Origin of the sequence: Psychromonas sp. MB-3u-54, assembly GCF_002836415.1 — a bacterium.
Lineage (GTDB): Bacteria > Pseudomonadota > Gammaproteobacteria > Enterobacterales > Psychromonadaceae > Psychromonas.
This window is the reverse complement of the sequence record NZ_PJBP01000182.1, coordinates 43,710-58,414: the sequence shown is the minus strand read 5'-3', so window position 1 is coordinate 58,414 and position 14,705 is coordinate 43,710. Positions and strand designations below refer to the sequence as shown.

Sequence of the window (14,705 nt, the reverse complement as noted above, 5' to 3'; positions counted from 1 at the left end):
AAATGAAGTATATACGCAAGACAATACTGACCACGGTAATCGCTGTTTCAGCAACCCTGTCATCCGCTGCCTGGGCTGAAAATCTACCAGGTGATGGTATTACTGTGCAGCCGATTCAATCTACCATTGCGGAAGAAACCTTTCAGACCTTAATTGTCAATAAAGCGATGCAGGCACTTGGTTATACTGTCCAAACCACTAAAGAGGTTTCCTATAACGTCGCTTATACCTCGATTGCAGCGGGTGATGCCACTTATTTAGCGGACAACTGGAATCCAATGCACACTGATAAATACAAAGCGGCAGGTGGAGATGAAAAATTTTACCGAAAAGGTGAATATATCACCGGTGCGGGCCAAGGTTATCTGATTGATAAAAAAACCGCCGACAAATATAACATTACCGAGATATCACAGCTTAAAGATCCGGAAATTGCCAAACTCTTTGATGCCAATGGCGATGGCACAGCAGACTTAACCGGATGTAACCCCGGATGGGGTTGTGAAGCGGTTATTGAACACCAGCTTGATACTTTTGGCCTGCGTCAAACCGTGGACCATAACCAGGGTAACTACGCGGCTATTATCGCAGATACTATCACCCGTTATAACAACGGTGGTTCCATCTTTTATTACACTTGGGTTCCTTACTGGGTGAGTGGTGTATTGATTCCCGGCACCGACGTGGTGTGGTTAGAAGTCCCGTACTCAGCACTTCCCGGCGAGCGAAAGAATGTTGATACGACCCTGTCTAATGGAAAAAATTACGGCTTCCAAATGAACGCAATGCGCATAGTTGCCAACAAGAAATTTACTGATGCAAACCCTGCAGCCGCTGAATTATTTGCAATTATGAAACTTAATATCAACGATGTCAGCGCTGAAAATGGAATGATGGCAAAAGGGGCGAATACGCCAAAAGATATTAATGCCCATGCCGATGGTTGGATTAAAGCCCATCAGACACAGTTTGATGCTTGGATTGAAGCCGCTAAGAAAGCAGCAATGTAGTTCAAAAACCAGGTAGTACAGAAACTATCTAATCAGATAATAAGATTATAGATAGCCATTTACAGAGGCTACTGCGCTAGCCTCTGTATTTTAGAAAGAAGCGTTTCCTATGGAAAAAGTGACAACGTCTTGCTGGCTATTCCATATCTTAATTGTAACGCTCTTTGGAATTGGTAATGTATCAACTGTTGTGGTGGTCATTATTTTCGCTTTTCGCCAATTGCCCGTCTGACTATTCTAGGGATTGAACAAGTCTGGGAACAGATACTTGATTGTATTACGCAGATCATCGCGAAAAATAATCGCGCTAAAAAAACCTTAGTGTCCAACGGATCCCCTTTCATTTATTTACAGTTACAAAAACTTAACCACAATAAAACCGTATACTAGGAGAGCAAAAATCAAACATATACACAGAACAATACTCACCACGGTCATCGCTGTTTCAGCCACCCTGTCATCCGCTGCCTGGGCTGACAAACTGCCAGGTGAAGGTATTACTGTTCAGCCGATTCAATCCACCATTGCGGAAGAAACCTTTCAGACCTTAATTGTCAACAAGGCGATGCAGGCGCTTGGTTATACTGTCAAAGGAACTAAAGAGGTTTCCTATAATGTGGCTTACACCTCGATTGCAGCGGGCGATGCCACCTATTTAGCGGACAACTGGAATCCATCACACAAAGCGAAATATGAAGCAGCAGGTGGCGACGAAAAATTTTACCACAAAGGTGAATATGTCACTAATGCGGGACAAGGTTATCTGATTGATAAAAAAACCGCCGACAAATATAACATTACCAATATTGCACAACTTAAAGATCCGGAAATTGCCAAACTCTTTGATGTTAATGGCGATGGCACGGCAGACTTAACCGGATGTACGCCGGGATGGGGTTGTGAAGCGGTTATTGAACACCAACTTGATACTTTTGGCTTGCGTGAAACGGTGACTCATAACCAGGGTAACTATGCAGCCATTATCGCAGATACTATCACCCGTTATAATAAAGGTGATTCCATTGTTTACTACACTTGGGTCCCTTACTGGGTGAGTGGTGTATTGGTCCCCGGCAAAGACGTGGTGTGGTTAGAAGTCCCGTTCTCATCACTTCCCGGCGAGCGAAAGAATGTTGATACCACGCAATCTAATGGAAAAGATTACGGTTTCCAAATGAACACCATGCGCATAGTTGCCAACAAGAAATTTGCTGATGCTAACCCTGCAGCCGCTAAATTATTTTCGCTTATGAAACTCAGTGTCAATGATATCAGTGCTGAAAATGGAATGATGGCAACAGGGGCAAATACGCCAAAAGATATTAATGCCCATGCCGATGGTTGGATTAAAGCCCATCAGAAACAGTTTGACACTTGGATTGAAGCTGCCAAGAAAGCGGCAATGTAGTTTGAAAGTTATCTAGCAGAATAATCCCCTGCTAGATATAAGAAATAGTCATACAGAGGCTACTGGCTAGCCTCTGTTTTCCAAAAAGAGGATTGTCCAATGGAAACAAGTGATAAAGTTTTGGTGGCTCTCCGACAAATTATGCGTGCGATCGAGCTGTATTCCAAAAAAATGAGTAAAGATTTTGGCCTGACCAGCCCGCAGTTAATGTTAATGCGTACTATTCAAAGCGATGATAATGTGACTATTGGTCAATTATCGGAAAAGACCAGTATGAGCCAGGCAACAGCCACTATTATTCTCGATCGGCTGGAAAATCGCGGACGGGTGGTGCGTATACGCGATCAACAGGATAAGCGTAAAGTACACGCTCGGCTCACCGACTCCGGTCAGAAAATGTTAGCGGAGGCGCCCGGTATATTGCAGCCTGACTTTCTAGAAAAATTTCAGTCCTTAGAACTTTGGGAACAAAGCCTTATTTTGTCTTCATTACAACGTTTATCAAGCATGATGAACGCTTCGGACTAACGCTTAAGATAAAAATACACAGACTTTATTTTAAATTTTTGAGCCTTAAATATTAATTCCGGCTTCCTGACTGTCGCACTTATCTATTCAGCCTATAGGATAGATTCACAGCGCCCCTTCAGAAAGCCTTAAAAGAATAAAACGCCCTAAAAAACACAGTGATTGATTTACAGACTGTTATGTTAAGCCTTAGTCTTCGCTCGTTTTAATACTATTATATTTTCCGATATTCATAGAAAACCCTAGCTTCCTGTATATCAGTGGTCTGCTTTAGCTTTTTTATCGCCAAGCATTCAGCATCAAAGAAAAAGTTTGAACAGCTAAAAAAAGTAAAAGGCGGACATTAAGTTGATTTTTAAATTGCTTTTACTTGATTTTTTAAATGAAGATAATTAGAGTACTAATAGCTTTATCACCTGCGATAAAGGACGTTATTTCTGTCAACTCTGTTAGCACTGTAAAACCTGTACAAGGTATTCGCAGAAGAAGCTTTCTTTTAATCGCGCAATGGCTCGATTAAAGGGAATCTATTTGAGAAAACCGGGCTCACCGTTGGTGGTCTTGGGATTGTTATTATTGCCATCTTGCTTGATCGTATTACGCAGACCATACACGATAAAAAATGCGCTACTATCAAACTGTTCCCGTTTCATTGAGTGATTTACCGTTAAAAAATCACTCATAATAAACCCGCAAACTAGGAGAGCAAAAATGAAGTATATACACAAGACAATACTCACCACGGTAATCGCTGTTTCAGCAACCCTCTCATCCGCTGCCTGGGCGGAAAAACTGCCAGGCGAAGGTATTGACGTTCAGCCGCTGCAATCGACTGTTGCCGAAGAAACCTTTCAGACATTGATTGTCAACAAAGCGATGCAGGCGCTCGGTTATACTGTCAACGCCACTAAAGAGGTTGACTATAACGTCGCTTACACCTCTATTGCAGCGGGTGATGCCACCTATTTAGCGGTAAACTGGAGTCCATTGCACAATTCTAAATACAAAGCGGCAGGTGGCGACGACAAATTTTACCGCAAAGGTGAATATATCACCGGTGCGGGACAAGGTTATCTGATTGATAAAAAAACCGCCGAAAAATATAACATTAGCAATATCGCACAGTTCAAAAATCCAGAAATTGCCAAACTATTTGATGTCAATGGCGATGGCACAGCCGACTTAACCGGATGTAATCCGGGATGGGGTTGTGAAGGGGTCATTGAACACCAACTTGATACTTTTGGCTTGCGTCAAACGGTGACCCATAATCAGGGTAACTATGCAGCTATTATCTCAGATACTATCGCCCGTTATAATAATGGGAACTCCATATTTTACTACACTTGGACTCCTTACTGGGTGAGTGGTGAATTGGTTCCCGGTACCGACGTGCTGTGGTTAGAAGTCCCGTTCTCGGCACTTCCCGGCGAGCGAAAGAATGTTGATACTACACTGCCTAATGGAAAAAATTACGGTTTCCAAATGAACTCAATGCGCATTGTCGCCAACAAAAAGTTTGCTGAAGCAAACCCGGCAGCCGCTAAACTGTTTGAACTTATGAAACTTGATATCAATGATGTCAGTGCTGAAAATGTGATGATGGCAAAAGGCGCGAATAAGCCGAAAGATATTGAAGCTCATGCGGATGGTTGGATTAAAGCCCATCAGAAACAGTTTGATGCTTGGATTGAAACCGCCAAGAAAGCGGCAATGTAGTACACATCTGCTACAAATGATAAATAATCATACGGAGGCTACTGCGCTAGCCTTCGTATTTAAAGGAAAGGAGTTTCCTATCGAAACAAGTGATAAAGTTTTGGGAGCTATAAGGCAAATTACTCGTGCTATCGATCTGCACTCCAAAAAAATGAGTAAAGATTTTGGCCTGACCAGCCCGCAATTAATGTTGATGCGTACTATTCAACGTGATGATAATGTCACTATTCGTCAATTATCGGAAAAGACCAATATGAGTCAGGCAACCGCCACCATTATTCTTGATCGGCTGGAGGCGCGTGGGCGGGTGGTGCGTATACGCAATCAACAGGATAAGCGTAAAGTACATGCCCTGCTTACTGAATCCGGTGAGCAGATGTTAGCGGAAGCGCCCGGTATATTGCAACCGGGTTTTCTGGAAAAATTTCAGGCGCTGGAGCTTTGGGAGCAAAACCTGATATTGTCTTCATTACAACGTTTATCAAGCATGATGAATAGCCCGGAATAGAGCCCTAACATTTACATACTTAGTTGACACCTTTTGTAATCAGCGCATCTGTTAAACAAACAAAAACAGCCACAATAGCGGGGTTACTTTATATACAGATCAATTAGTTATATGGATCACCATTTTGTGTCACACAATTAGAGGTTAATATGATAAAACATACTGTGAAAAGAGGAGAGGTATATCACTTTAATATCCGATTGGGTGATAATACATACAGAAAGTCGTTGAAAACTGACTCCCCTCTAAAGCAAGATTGAGAGTAGGTAAGGTAGTCAAATACATGGAAGGTGTAGAAGTGAAAAAGATAGATTTAGACATATTCATAGACAACTTACTACTGAAAAAATAAACTGTGTAGCTAGATTAGGTAAGGTGATTACAGAACCGCGAAGTAAAACAGCGGATTTATTATTCTATTCGTATTATCAGCAAACAGACGATATCAGGTATAACCAATTCAGTTATGACAATAGTGGTTATGGTGACGGCAGTTGTGGTGAGGATAATAATAGACCCAAAATCTTAAATTCAATGAATGGCTATCAGCGGAATTAACAAAGGCTTCTGCTTACTCATCTACATAATACGCATTTTTTACGGGTAGCGATTTAGACGAAGATCACCCCTATATAGAAGATTTCAAGTTTCCTTCTCTAAAAACAGAAAACTACGAGTATTTATATAACAGAATAAATTATTAGCTGAATGGGGGTAACAATCCCCGTCCACGAACTATCTTCTAAAAAAATTTATAATATTATTTATGCCCTTAAATGCAATTCATTGCTTATTTCTTCTAACCATTCAAACAAAGAATCATGGTGTAAAAGCATTATATTGGTTGCTAAGGCTAGTGCGTGTGCGGATTTAGTAAAAGAATTATTAGTTACAACACATGCTAGGTCAGTATTGTAAAACAAATGAGCGGCATTAACTTCTTGAACCGCTTTATTACCCACAGGGGAGTTGTATAATTTGCATTGAACCGCTATCTGAAAATCAAAAACTGTACTTTGAATCATTACATCAAGCCCTTGATCACCACTTCCCTGCGTTACATGTGAAGTCCAATGTTCACTGTTTACATTTACAAAGTTAGAGATTGTATGCTCATACTCCAAACCTGTCATTTCAGGCGTAATTTCTATCTCATAATCTAAGTCAATGCTTTCCTTATAGGTTTCCTCTTCCAAGTCATCGAAAAGTAGCTCTTCCATGCCTTTTATCGCAATATCTTCATCATCGTAGTTAACATGCAAGCCTTTAATACAACTCAAATTATCAAATATATTCTGTAACTCAATATGGTATTTATTTAATAAAATTGATTTGATAATCTGGTTTATTTTTTTATCCCAATTATTTGTACTTGAAATTCCATATTCATCAGTTGATATTAATCTCTTATAATCTCTTTTTAGTTGTACTAAATGTTGCCTTTTAAAATCACTTAAAAGAATACATTGAACCGCCCAAGATAGAGATTGATAGACTTCAAATTCCTCATTACCACTACCGAGTTCACGTACATAGCATCCATCCCTCTCAATAGAGTAATGCTTACCAAACTCACTAAAACCGTCCATAGTATCATTTACGCTCATATATAAATTACGTATAGACCCTTCCACTTCTTCCGCCACATCCTTGATTGATTTCAGATAGTTATTAATTTTAATTGCATTTTTTTTCTTGATAATAAACAACGAAACAACAGCAGAGAACAACATAATCCAGTTTTTATTCTCTTGGGTAAGACTAATTGCCAGTCCTTCTATCGACACTATTATAATAATCACACTTACCAAAAGAAAAGCAACAAACCACATCACCACCAATGCACCAATCCCATATCCATGTCTCATACCATCCCTCAAAAAAATCAAATTAAAATAAAAATACTACCATAAAAAATATATTGAGTCTTGAATAAACCACTTTTACTACACGTAAAAATATACACTTATGTTCGCCACATTGTGCCTATTCATTATGTAAGAATCTAAGAATAGTTAAACAAACTGAAACCTTAATTCATTGATATACAACAAAATAAAAAATTAACACAATATTAGTACCAACTATACTAAAAGACAATTCTAAAAATTTATATACTAATATACTGCATTATGTTGGAGTATAAAAAATGAAGCTCAGCCTATATCCCCCCCCCCGAAAAAGCAGCTGTGCACGTGTAAGCCCATTCACTACTGGTAGCCCTCAATACTATTGCCATGATAACTTTTTTTCTTTCTGGGATGACCATTCAGCAAACTAGTAGTGCTTTAGACATGTCATATGCTTCTTTAGGGCAAGCAAGGTCCTGATTTAGAGAGCTTATCTCCGCTTACTTGAAGCAAGGCAGCATATATTTACCATCATATTACTAATAAACCTGAATTCGGGATAAGAATTAAAGTAAATTGAACTTAATGCCTGTTCCACGATCTGATCTTTTAACTAAAAAAATCAGATATAAAAAGGGACAGGCATGATTAATTTAACGGATACATTTTGTGATGTAGATGACTTTTGTAAAGTTTTTATCCCTGAGTGGGAAGCGCGTTTAATAACCAATGGTGAGATAAAAAGACGACGAGTCAAGCGCATGAGTAATGCCGAAATAATGACAATTATCATTAGCTTTCATCAATCTCATTACAGAGATTTTAAGAATTATTACTTAGGATATGTAGCAAAATATTTAAAACCGTATTTCCCTTCACTACTAAGCTATACAAGGTTCATAGAGGTTATGCCATCCGTCATGATTCCTTTAAATACCTATCTAACGACCTTATTCCGCAAGCCAACGGGGATTGCTTTTATTGACTCCACAAAAATTGCGGTATCCCATATTATTAGAGCAAAACGTAACAAGGTTTTTAACGGAACGGCCAAGCATGGGAAAGGGACAATGGGGTCGTTCTTTGGCTTCAAACTGCACCTCATAGTGAATCACCTTGGCGATATATTGAGTGTAAAAAGAACAGAAGGTAATGTAGAGGATCGTAACCCAGTTTCTGACATGGTTAGCGCTTTATCAGGCAAACTATATGGTGATAAAGGCTACTTAGGCAAAGCGTTAGCGGATAAATTACAAGATAAAGGTGTTGAACTAATAACAAATGTTCGGAAAAAAATGAAAAAGGTAGCGATAAGCAAGTGCGATAAAGCGATGCTCAGCAAGCGTTATCTTATCGAAACAATTAATGATCAAGTAAAAAACATTTCATATGTAGAGCACAATCGACATCGCAGTATTACTGGCCTTGTTGCAAATATGCTGGGTGGTTTAATTGCCTATTCCCTGCAAAAAAATAAACCATCAATCAATTTAACCCCCAACGAAAAAAAGGTACTACTAATTGGTTAAAATATCATAATGGCTTAACCCGATCTCAGGTTATTTAGGTTAAAAAAATTTAGGATGGTTTGTGCGTCACAAAAACATTGCAAAATTTGTAACACACAACTTTATAATCAATAGGTTAAGGAACTATTACTAGATTTACCCACAATAGGGGCTGTTTTTAATCGAATATGGCGCGCGCTTTAAGCTGAAAGGCAGTCAAACTCAACAATAGTATCAACGTCGGCAGCATAATCTACGCCATCTATAGCAAAACCGAAAAGTTGCACAAACTCTTCTTTATATTCTTTATAATCGGTTAACTCGAACAAATTTTCCGTGGTGATTTTAGGCCATAATTCTTTACAAGCCTGTTGAACATCATCACGCAGTTCCCAATCATCAAGACGTATACGACGAGCTGGATCCGTTTCCGGTGTACTACCGTCTTGTTTGTAAAGTTGGGTACTGAACAAACGATAAATCTGCTCCATACAACCTTCGTGAAGGCCTTTCTCTTTCATGATTTTAAATACCATAGAAATATACAGCGGCATAACAGGAATTGCTGAGCTTGCTTGCGTTACAACACTTTTTTGTACCGAAACATAAGCTTCACCGTTAAGAGGGGCAAGCTGCGCCTGAATAGCAGTCGATGCACGGTCTAAATCTATTTTAGCTTTACCCAATGCGCCATCCCAGTAAATTGGCCAAGTCAGCTCAGTACCAATGTATGAGTAAGCAACGGTTTTAACTCCTTCCGCTAATACACCGGCGTCTCCCAGCGCACTTAACCATAACTCCCAATCCTGTCCGCCCATCACAGTCACGGTATCAGCAACTTCTTCTTCCGTTGCCGGTTCAACCGTTGCATTGATAATCACATCTTTGTTGGTATCAATCGCGGTTGAAACATAAGTTTCACCAATTGGTTTTAAGCTTGATCGAATCACTTCGCCAGTATCCGGTAATTTACGAACCGGCGCTGCAACCGAATAGATAATCGCATCTATCTGACCTAAGTCCTGTTTGATTAATTCAACTACTTTTGCTTTTACTTCATGAGAGAAGGCATCTCCGTTAATACTTTTAGCATATATACCATCAGCTTTTGCCTGTTTTTCAAATGCAGCGCTGTTGTACCAACCTGCAGATCCGGGTTTTTTCTCGGTTGCCGGTTTTTCAAAAAAAACACCAATGGTTGACGCATCACTGCCGTATGCTGCAGCAACACGCGAAGACATACCGTAACCTGCTGAAGAACCAATCACTAATACACGTTTAGGGCCATTTACAATTTTCCCTTGTTGTTTAGTGTATTCGATTTGTGCCTGTATATTCTTTTCGCAGCCCACGGGGTGAGTTGTTGTACAAATAAAGCCACGAATCTTGGGTTTAATGATCATAATTTGAGCTCTTCTAAGTTAGATTTAATATGAGTTTTGCGTAATATACACTGTTTTTTTAGTTGCACAAAATGACTGCCGGTAAACACTTGAAAATACAAATTCAAAGCCTTACATTTATACCCATGATACTTCAAAATGCAAAGTCAGCAAGGCAAATTGTGCCGAGATGCGAGGCATAAAATTGAAGGTTAGTTATTCTACATAGAGATTTTATAACAAAGCAGATTGGTACAATTTGCCTTGCCCTACGGGGCACGAGCTCGAAAACCAGCGCTGCGTTGCACCAATCGCAAAGGGAATAACCATTACCTCATGTTGCGCCTTGCTCTGTTCGAAGAGCTTGCGCCTGACAAAGCATCTTGAAGTAACATGGGTATATGTATCCAAATTACTTTATTTTGCCAATAGGGGTAACTCTCCGCTTAAGCCCATTGCTTGCTTAATAAATGATTTTTTCAGTGGACTGACTTGGTCGGTAAAAACCAGCGCAACATCGCGAAGGGCTTTCTGCAGGGGATTGTCCCCCTCAAATAATTGCTTTAACAATTCCATCGACGCAATCATTTGTGCTGCTTCAGTTTTTCGCCAACGCTCAAAATAACGGAGGTTTTTATATAAACCAATATCCTTTTCTGCCGCAATATTTTGTTCAATGGTTTGTCCTAAACTGACCGCATCTAACAAACCAAGGTTAACTCCCTGCCCCGCTAAAGGATGGATAGTATGTGCAGCGTCGCCAATTAAAGCGATTCGGTGTTTGGCAAAGTCTCGCGCATAACGCATGCGCAGAGGAAAGCTGAAGCGCTCACTTTGCAATTCACACAGCCCTAAACGGTTATCAAAATTACGCGATAATTGTTTATTAAACTCAACAGCGGATAAACTTTTTAACTGCTGAGCTTTTTCAGGCGAGACTGACCAGACAATCGAGCATAAATTCTGTTCAAAAAGAGGTAAAAAAGCGAGCGGCCCGTCGGGGGTGAAAATTTGCCGGGCACAGTGCTCATGGGGCAGCTCTGTTTTGACCGTTGCGACCAGCGCATGATGCTGGTAATCCCAAAAGGTTAAAGGAATAGTTGATTTTTCCCGTAACCATGAATTGGCGCCGTCAGCCCCGACAACCAACTTCGAAGTCAGGGTTTTCCCACTGTGCAGGGTTAACCAGGCTTCACCTTCACCAAAAACAATATCATTTAAGCTATCCGGACTGTAAAAATCGACATTCTTTTGCTTTTGTACCGTATCGAGTAAGGCCAGACGAAGATGATCATTCTCAATAATATAACCGAGCTCCGAATACCCTACTTGCTGAGCAGAAAATTCAATTTTACCAAAACTGTCCTTATCCCAGACCAGCATGCTGTCGTATGCCGTTATTCTGCCACTATCGAGTTGCTGCCAGACGCTTAAATTTTCAAAAATCTTTTTACTGGCGAAACTGATAGCACTCACTCTATTAACCGGCTTTTCCGCTAATATTGGCTTATCGTTGGTTTCAATCAGTGCAATTGATAATGCACTGTCTGCCAGGGACGCCGCCAACGTCAGCCCTACTATTCCGCCGCCTACTATGGTTAAGTCATATGATTGCATCATTCGTTTGTATCTCTACTGAGTAATGGAAACTGCCCTTTCGCCTGTTTTATAATAGGAGCTGATAAATCGGGTAAATAACGCATCGCCTGTAAGGCGACATTTCGTCCCAGTATAATCGGCCAATGGGTATTATTAAAAACACGCACCACTGAATCCGTGAGACTGATTGTATTGTTATGGTCGCTCTCTCGCGCTAACCAATAACGATTCAGCATATCAAAACCGCCTATTTTTTGAGGGTCCTGCAGATCACTGATAATGACAGATAATACAAACAAATCACGCATCCCTAAATTAAATCCCTGCCCCATCACGGGGTGTAAACAATGTGCCGCATTACCGATACAAACACCTCGGTGGGTAAAAGGTTGTGCCGTTTTCAGCAATTTCAGCGGGTAGCTATCCCGCTTTCCAGCCGCACTAAATACCCCTGCCCGATAGCCAAACGCATTTTGCAGTTCGCGGAGAAAATGTTCGTCATTTAATGCGCATAAACGCGCTGCATCATCACTTGCCACCGACCAGACTAATGAGTAACGATTATCCGTTAAGGGTAATAAAGCAATAGGGCCAAATTCGGTAAAACGCTCAAACGCCTTATTAGAATGCGCTTTAGAACAGCGTACATTAGCAATGATCGCTGTACATTCATAATCGAAAGATTGCGCGGGAATAGACAGTAAATGACGGGTCGAACTGTTAGCACCATCGGCTGCGACACACAATTTTGCTGTCAAGACAGTGTTATCAAAAAGATGGCAAAGGGTCTGATCCGGCTGTTTTTCAATTTTGCTAATACGCGAATCATAAAAACGCGTTAATTGTCTTAATTTATCTAATTGTTTGTTAAGCGCGTTACCAATTTTATGCAGTTCGAGCACATAACCAAATGCTTGAGGCTCATTTTCACTGCGTAAATCTAATTTCCCGAAACAACCGCGATCCGAGATATGTATCTCTTCAATCGGCTGGGCATGCGCTTTAATATTCGCCCAAAAACCCAATTCGTCGAGTATATCTCGAGTGCCTGCACTTAGTGCAATACTGCGCGCATCGAACCCTGGGGTAAAGGTTTTGCTGCCTGATATTGGTTGCGGGTTTTCATCTACAAGGGCGACTCTCAGCGTTGGACTACGCTTTAATAAGGAATAAGCAAGCAGACTGCCAACAATACCTGCCCCGACAATAACAAGGTCATAATCACTATTTTTATCCATAGACGGTTACATTAGCCATTAATGCTTCAATTTCATTAATACTCTTAGGGACATCGGCGCTTAACACTTCAGCACCGCTTTGAGTCACTAATACATCATCCTCGATGCGGATACCAATACCTTTCCAAACGTCATCGACGTTAGCGTTTTCACTTATATATAAACCGGGCTCAATAGTAATCACCATACCAGCTTCGAGTAAACGGGGACTTTCCGCTGTACCGTATAAGCCCACGTCATGCACATCTAACCCTAAATAATGACCAAGACCATGCATATAAAACTCTTTGTGAACCTGATCCTTTATCAGCTGCTCGCTGTCTCCTTCTAAAATGCCAAATTCAAGCAGACCATCAATCAGTTTCTTAACGGCACTTTTGTTAATATCAGCCAGAGCAACGCCGGGTTTTACCTGGTTAATCGCACTCACTTGAATATCTAAAACCAGTTGGTATAGCTTTGCCTGATGTTCAGAAAAAACACCATTAACAGGAAAGGTTCGAGTGATATCACCCGCATAGCCTTTATATTCAGCACCGGCATCAATTAAGACCAGATCACCATCATGTAACTGTTGATTATTGTCCGTGTAATGTAAAATACAGGCATTATGACCACCGGCAACGATACTATTATAAGCAACATTTGGCGCTCCCTGCCGAGCAAAATCATAGCGAATTTCGGCTTCTAATTGGTATTCCCACATGCCGGGATGACAAACCTGCATCGCTCGAATGTGCCCCGCAGCTGAAATTTCAGCCGCATCGGACATTAATGCCATTTCATTTTCAGATTTAATTAAACGCATTTCATGCAAAATGGCAAGGTTATCAATAAACTGCGTAGGCGCAGCCTGTCCCTTGCTGCGATCTGCCCGCATTAAATTAATCACAGAGCTTAAGCGCCCTTCCAATTCGGGGGCATTAAAAACAGGATAATAAAGCACAGAAAAATGACCGATGAACTCCTGCAGCCGCTCTTCAAATTCCAGAACATCATAGGCCAGATCAAAACCAAGTTTACTCACGGCGGCGCTTTGCCCCATGCGTAGACCATGCCAAATTTCCGCGTTTTTATCTTTTTTGCGATTAAATAAAACCGTTTGTTGTTCGCCATTTTTATTGATAATAAGCAAATAAGCATCCGGCTCATTAAAACCTGTTAAATAATAAAAATCACTATTTTGCCGGAAAGGATATTCAGTGTCTTTACTGCGTATCTTTTCTTCCGCTGCAGGAAAAATTGCCACACTATTATTTTGCATCTTTGTAAAAAAAGAGGCTCTACGTTGTTGAAATTCAGTCATTACCATTAATTTTTAATCCTAGTGAAGGGTTTTTGAAATGGGGGTGTTGACGTTACGTGAAAAAGTATTAAAGCAGAGCATTGCGCCAACACGAAGATACTCAACAATCTCAGCAAATGCGATTTCTGACTCTTCATCTTCCTGTTCAAAATCCAAACTGACCTGGGAGATATCACGAATATCACGAATCAATTCTTGAACGTCAGCAGGTGCCTGATTTAATGCTTGCTGCACCATACCAAATCCAACTAAAAAACCTTGAGACCATTGTGACATTGCTTCGGCGCGTTCATCAAGTGGTACGTCATCATCGGGCAATAACAAGTTAAAGCCCAAACCATCATCGGTAAACTGATTAACAACCTGCCCATAAATAGACTCTACCAGCTTTTGCGCGGAACGAGGCAAACCCACGCCTTCGTTGACAACATCATTAAAATGAGGTCGCCAACTTTTGCCATCCAGCTTAACACCACCGCAAATAAGACCGGACAAAACACCATGAGTTTCAGATGCATTGGTAAACAGTTCTGCAGCTTCCAAGGTTTGCGTTATTTTGTTAAAACTTGGTAATGGTTCATTACTCATTCGTTTTACTCATCAATTAAATAAAATATGAAAGCTTAATACTAACATCCTGTCGTTTTTG

The 14,705-nt window shown here is 40.5% G+C and carries 13 protein-coding genes; 6 read left to right on the top strand and 7 right to left on the bottom strand.

Going from position 1 to position 14,705, the window contains the following annotated elements; genetic code table 11:
* Positions 1–2 precede the first annotated feature (2 nt).
* From proX (CXF72_RS17860) to CXF72_RS17850, 3 genes are all read left to right on the top strand, one after another.
* Entirely contained in the window at positions 3–1,010 is a 1,008-nt protein-coding gene (proX, locus tag CXF72_RS17860; RefSeq protein WP_198552657.1) for a glycine betaine/L-proline ABC transporter substrate-binding protein ProX, read from the top strand.
* Between the two features lie 346 nt (positions 1,011–1,356).
* On the top strand, positions 1,357–2,418 hold the full coding sequence (proX, locus tag CXF72_RS17855; RefSeq protein ID WP_332870236.1) for a glycine betaine/L-proline ABC transporter substrate-binding protein ProX: 1,062 nt from the start codon (positions 1,357–1,359) through the stop codon (positions 2,416–2,418).
* A 99-nt stretch (positions 2,419–2,517) separates the two neighbouring features.
* The gene (locus CXF72_RS17850; protein WP_101041137.1) at positions 2,518–2,946 is read left to right on the top strand and encodes a MarR family winged helix-turn-helix transcriptional regulator; all 429 of its coding nucleotides are present in this window, start codon (positions 2,518–2,520) and stop codon (positions 2,944–2,946) included.
* Between the two features lie 527 nt (positions 2,947–3,473).
* On the opposite strand, the gene CXF72_RS20095 is transcribed toward CXF72_RS17850, so the two are convergent.
* Entirely contained in the window at positions 3,474–3,599 is a 126-nt protein-coding gene (locus CXF72_RS20095; RefSeq protein WP_269801210.1) for a hypothetical protein, read from the bottom strand.
* A gap of 58 nt (positions 3,600–3,657) precedes the next feature.
* Between CXF72_RS20095 and proX (CXF72_RS17845) the strand changes: the two genes are divergently transcribed.
* Together proX (CXF72_RS17845) and CXF72_RS17840 are read left to right on the top strand one after the other, a co-directional pair.
* Entirely contained in the window at positions 3,658–4,665 is a 1,008-nt protein-coding gene (gene proX / locus CXF72_RS17845; protein ID WP_101041136.1) for a glycine betaine/L-proline ABC transporter substrate-binding protein ProX, read from the top strand.
* A 151-nt stretch (positions 4,666–4,816) separates the two neighbouring features.
* Positions 4,817–5,173 carry a MarR family winged helix-turn-helix transcriptional regulator gene (locus tag CXF72_RS17840; RefSeq protein ID WP_269801209.1) on the top strand — a complete coding sequence of 119 codons (357 nt, stop codon included), beginning with the start codon at positions 4,817–4,819 and terminating at the stop codon, positions 5,171–5,173.
* Between the two features lie 764 nt (positions 5,174–5,937).
* Here CXF72_RS17840 and CXF72_RS17835 read toward each other — a convergent pair.
* The gene (locus tag CXF72_RS17835) at positions 5,938–7,041 is read right to left on the bottom strand and encodes a restriction endonuclease (RefSeq protein ID WP_101041134.1); all 1,104 of its coding nucleotides are present in this window, start codon (positions 7,039–7,041) and stop codon (positions 5,938–5,940) included.
* 626 nt (positions 7,042–7,667) lie between these two features.
* Here CXF72_RS17835 and CXF72_RS17830 point away from each other — a divergent pair.
* Positions 7,668–8,552 (top strand): IS982 family transposase, encoded by an 885-nt coding sequence (locus tag CXF72_RS17830; RefSeq protein WP_101041133.1) that lies wholly within the window; start codon positions 7,668–7,670, stop codon positions 8,550–8,552.
* A gap of 179 nt (positions 8,553–8,731) precedes the next feature.
* On the opposite strand, the gene fabV is transcribed toward CXF72_RS17830, so the two are convergent.
* The 5 genes from fabV to CXF72_RS17805 form a co-directional block, all read right to left on the bottom strand.
* Positions 8,732–9,934 carry an enoyl-ACP reductase FabV gene (fabV, locus tag CXF72_RS17825; RefSeq protein ID WP_101041132.1) on the bottom strand — a complete coding sequence of 401 codons (1,203 nt, stop codon included), beginning with the start codon at positions 9,932–9,934 and terminating at the stop codon, positions 8,732–8,734.
* A gap of 396 nt (positions 9,935–10,330) precedes the next feature.
* Positions 10,331–11,533 carry an FAD-dependent monooxygenase gene (locus CXF72_RS17820; protein ID WP_101041131.1) on the bottom strand — a complete coding sequence of 401 codons (1,203 nt, stop codon included), beginning with the start codon at positions 11,531–11,533 and terminating at the stop codon, positions 10,331–10,333.
* Positions 11,530–12,750, bottom strand: a complete 1,221-nt coding sequence (gene ubiH / locus CXF72_RS17815; protein WP_101041130.1) for a 2-octaprenyl-6-methoxyphenyl hydroxylase — start codon at positions 12,748–12,750, stop codon at positions 11,530–11,532. The genes CXF72_RS17820 and ubiH overlap by 4 nt, the downstream gene beginning before the upstream one ends.
* Positions 12,743–14,062, bottom strand: a complete 1,320-nt coding sequence (gene pepP, locus CXF72_RS17810; RefSeq protein ID WP_101041129.1) for a Xaa-Pro aminopeptidase — start codon at positions 14,060–14,062, stop codon at positions 12,743–12,745. The genes ubiH and pepP overlap by 8 nt, the downstream gene beginning before the upstream one ends.
* 12 nt (positions 14,063–14,074) lie before the next feature.
* Entirely contained in the window at positions 14,075–14,644 is a 570-nt protein-coding gene (locus tag CXF72_RS17805) for a UPF0149 family protein (protein ID WP_101041128.1), read from the bottom strand.
* Positions 14,645–14,705: the final 61 nt, after the last annotated feature.

Coding starts and splice junctions, on each gene's coding strand:
- ubiH (WP_101041130.1), bottom strand. CDS start 12,750: ATGGATAAAAATAGTGATTATGACCTTGTTATTGTCGGGGCAGGTATT.
- CXF72_RS17805 (WP_101041128.1), bottom strand. CDS start 14,644: ATGAGTAATGAACCATTACCAAGTTTTAACAAAATAACGCAAACCTTG.
- proX (WP_198552657.1), top strand. CDS start 3: ATGAAGTATATACGCAAGACAATACTGACCACGGTAATCGCTGTTTCA.
- CXF72_RS17830 (WP_101041133.1), top strand. CDS start 7,668: ATGATTAATTTAACGGATACATTTTGTGATGTAGATGACTTTTGTAAA.
- CXF72_RS17820 (WP_101041131.1), bottom strand. CDS start 11,533: ATGATGCAATCATATGACTTAACCATAGTAGGCGGCGGAATAGTAGGG.
- pepP (WP_101041129.1), bottom strand. CDS start 14,062: ATGGTAATGACTGAATTTCAACAACGTAGAGCCTCTTTTTTTACAAAG.
- CXF72_RS17850 (WP_101041137.1), top strand. CDS start 2,518: ATGGAAACAAGTGATAAAGTTTTGGTGGCTCTCCGACAAATTATGCGT.
- proX (WP_101041136.1), top strand. CDS start 3,658: ATGAAGTATATACACAAGACAATACTCACCACGGTAATCGCTGTTTCA.
- CXF72_RS17840 (WP_269801209.1), top strand. CDS start 4,817: ATGAGTAAAGATTTTGGCCTGACCAGCCCGCAATTAATGTTGATGCGT.
- fabV (WP_101041132.1), bottom strand. CDS start 9,934: ATGATCATTAAACCCAAGATTCGTGGCTTTATTTGTACAACAACTCAC.
- CXF72_RS20095 (WP_269801210.1), bottom strand. CDS start 3,599: ATGAAACGGGAACAGTTTGATAGTAGCGCATTTTTTATCGTGTATGGT.
- CXF72_RS17835 (WP_101041134.1), bottom strand. CDS start 7,041: ATGAGACATGGATATGGGATTGGTGCATTGGTGGTGATGTGGTTTGTT.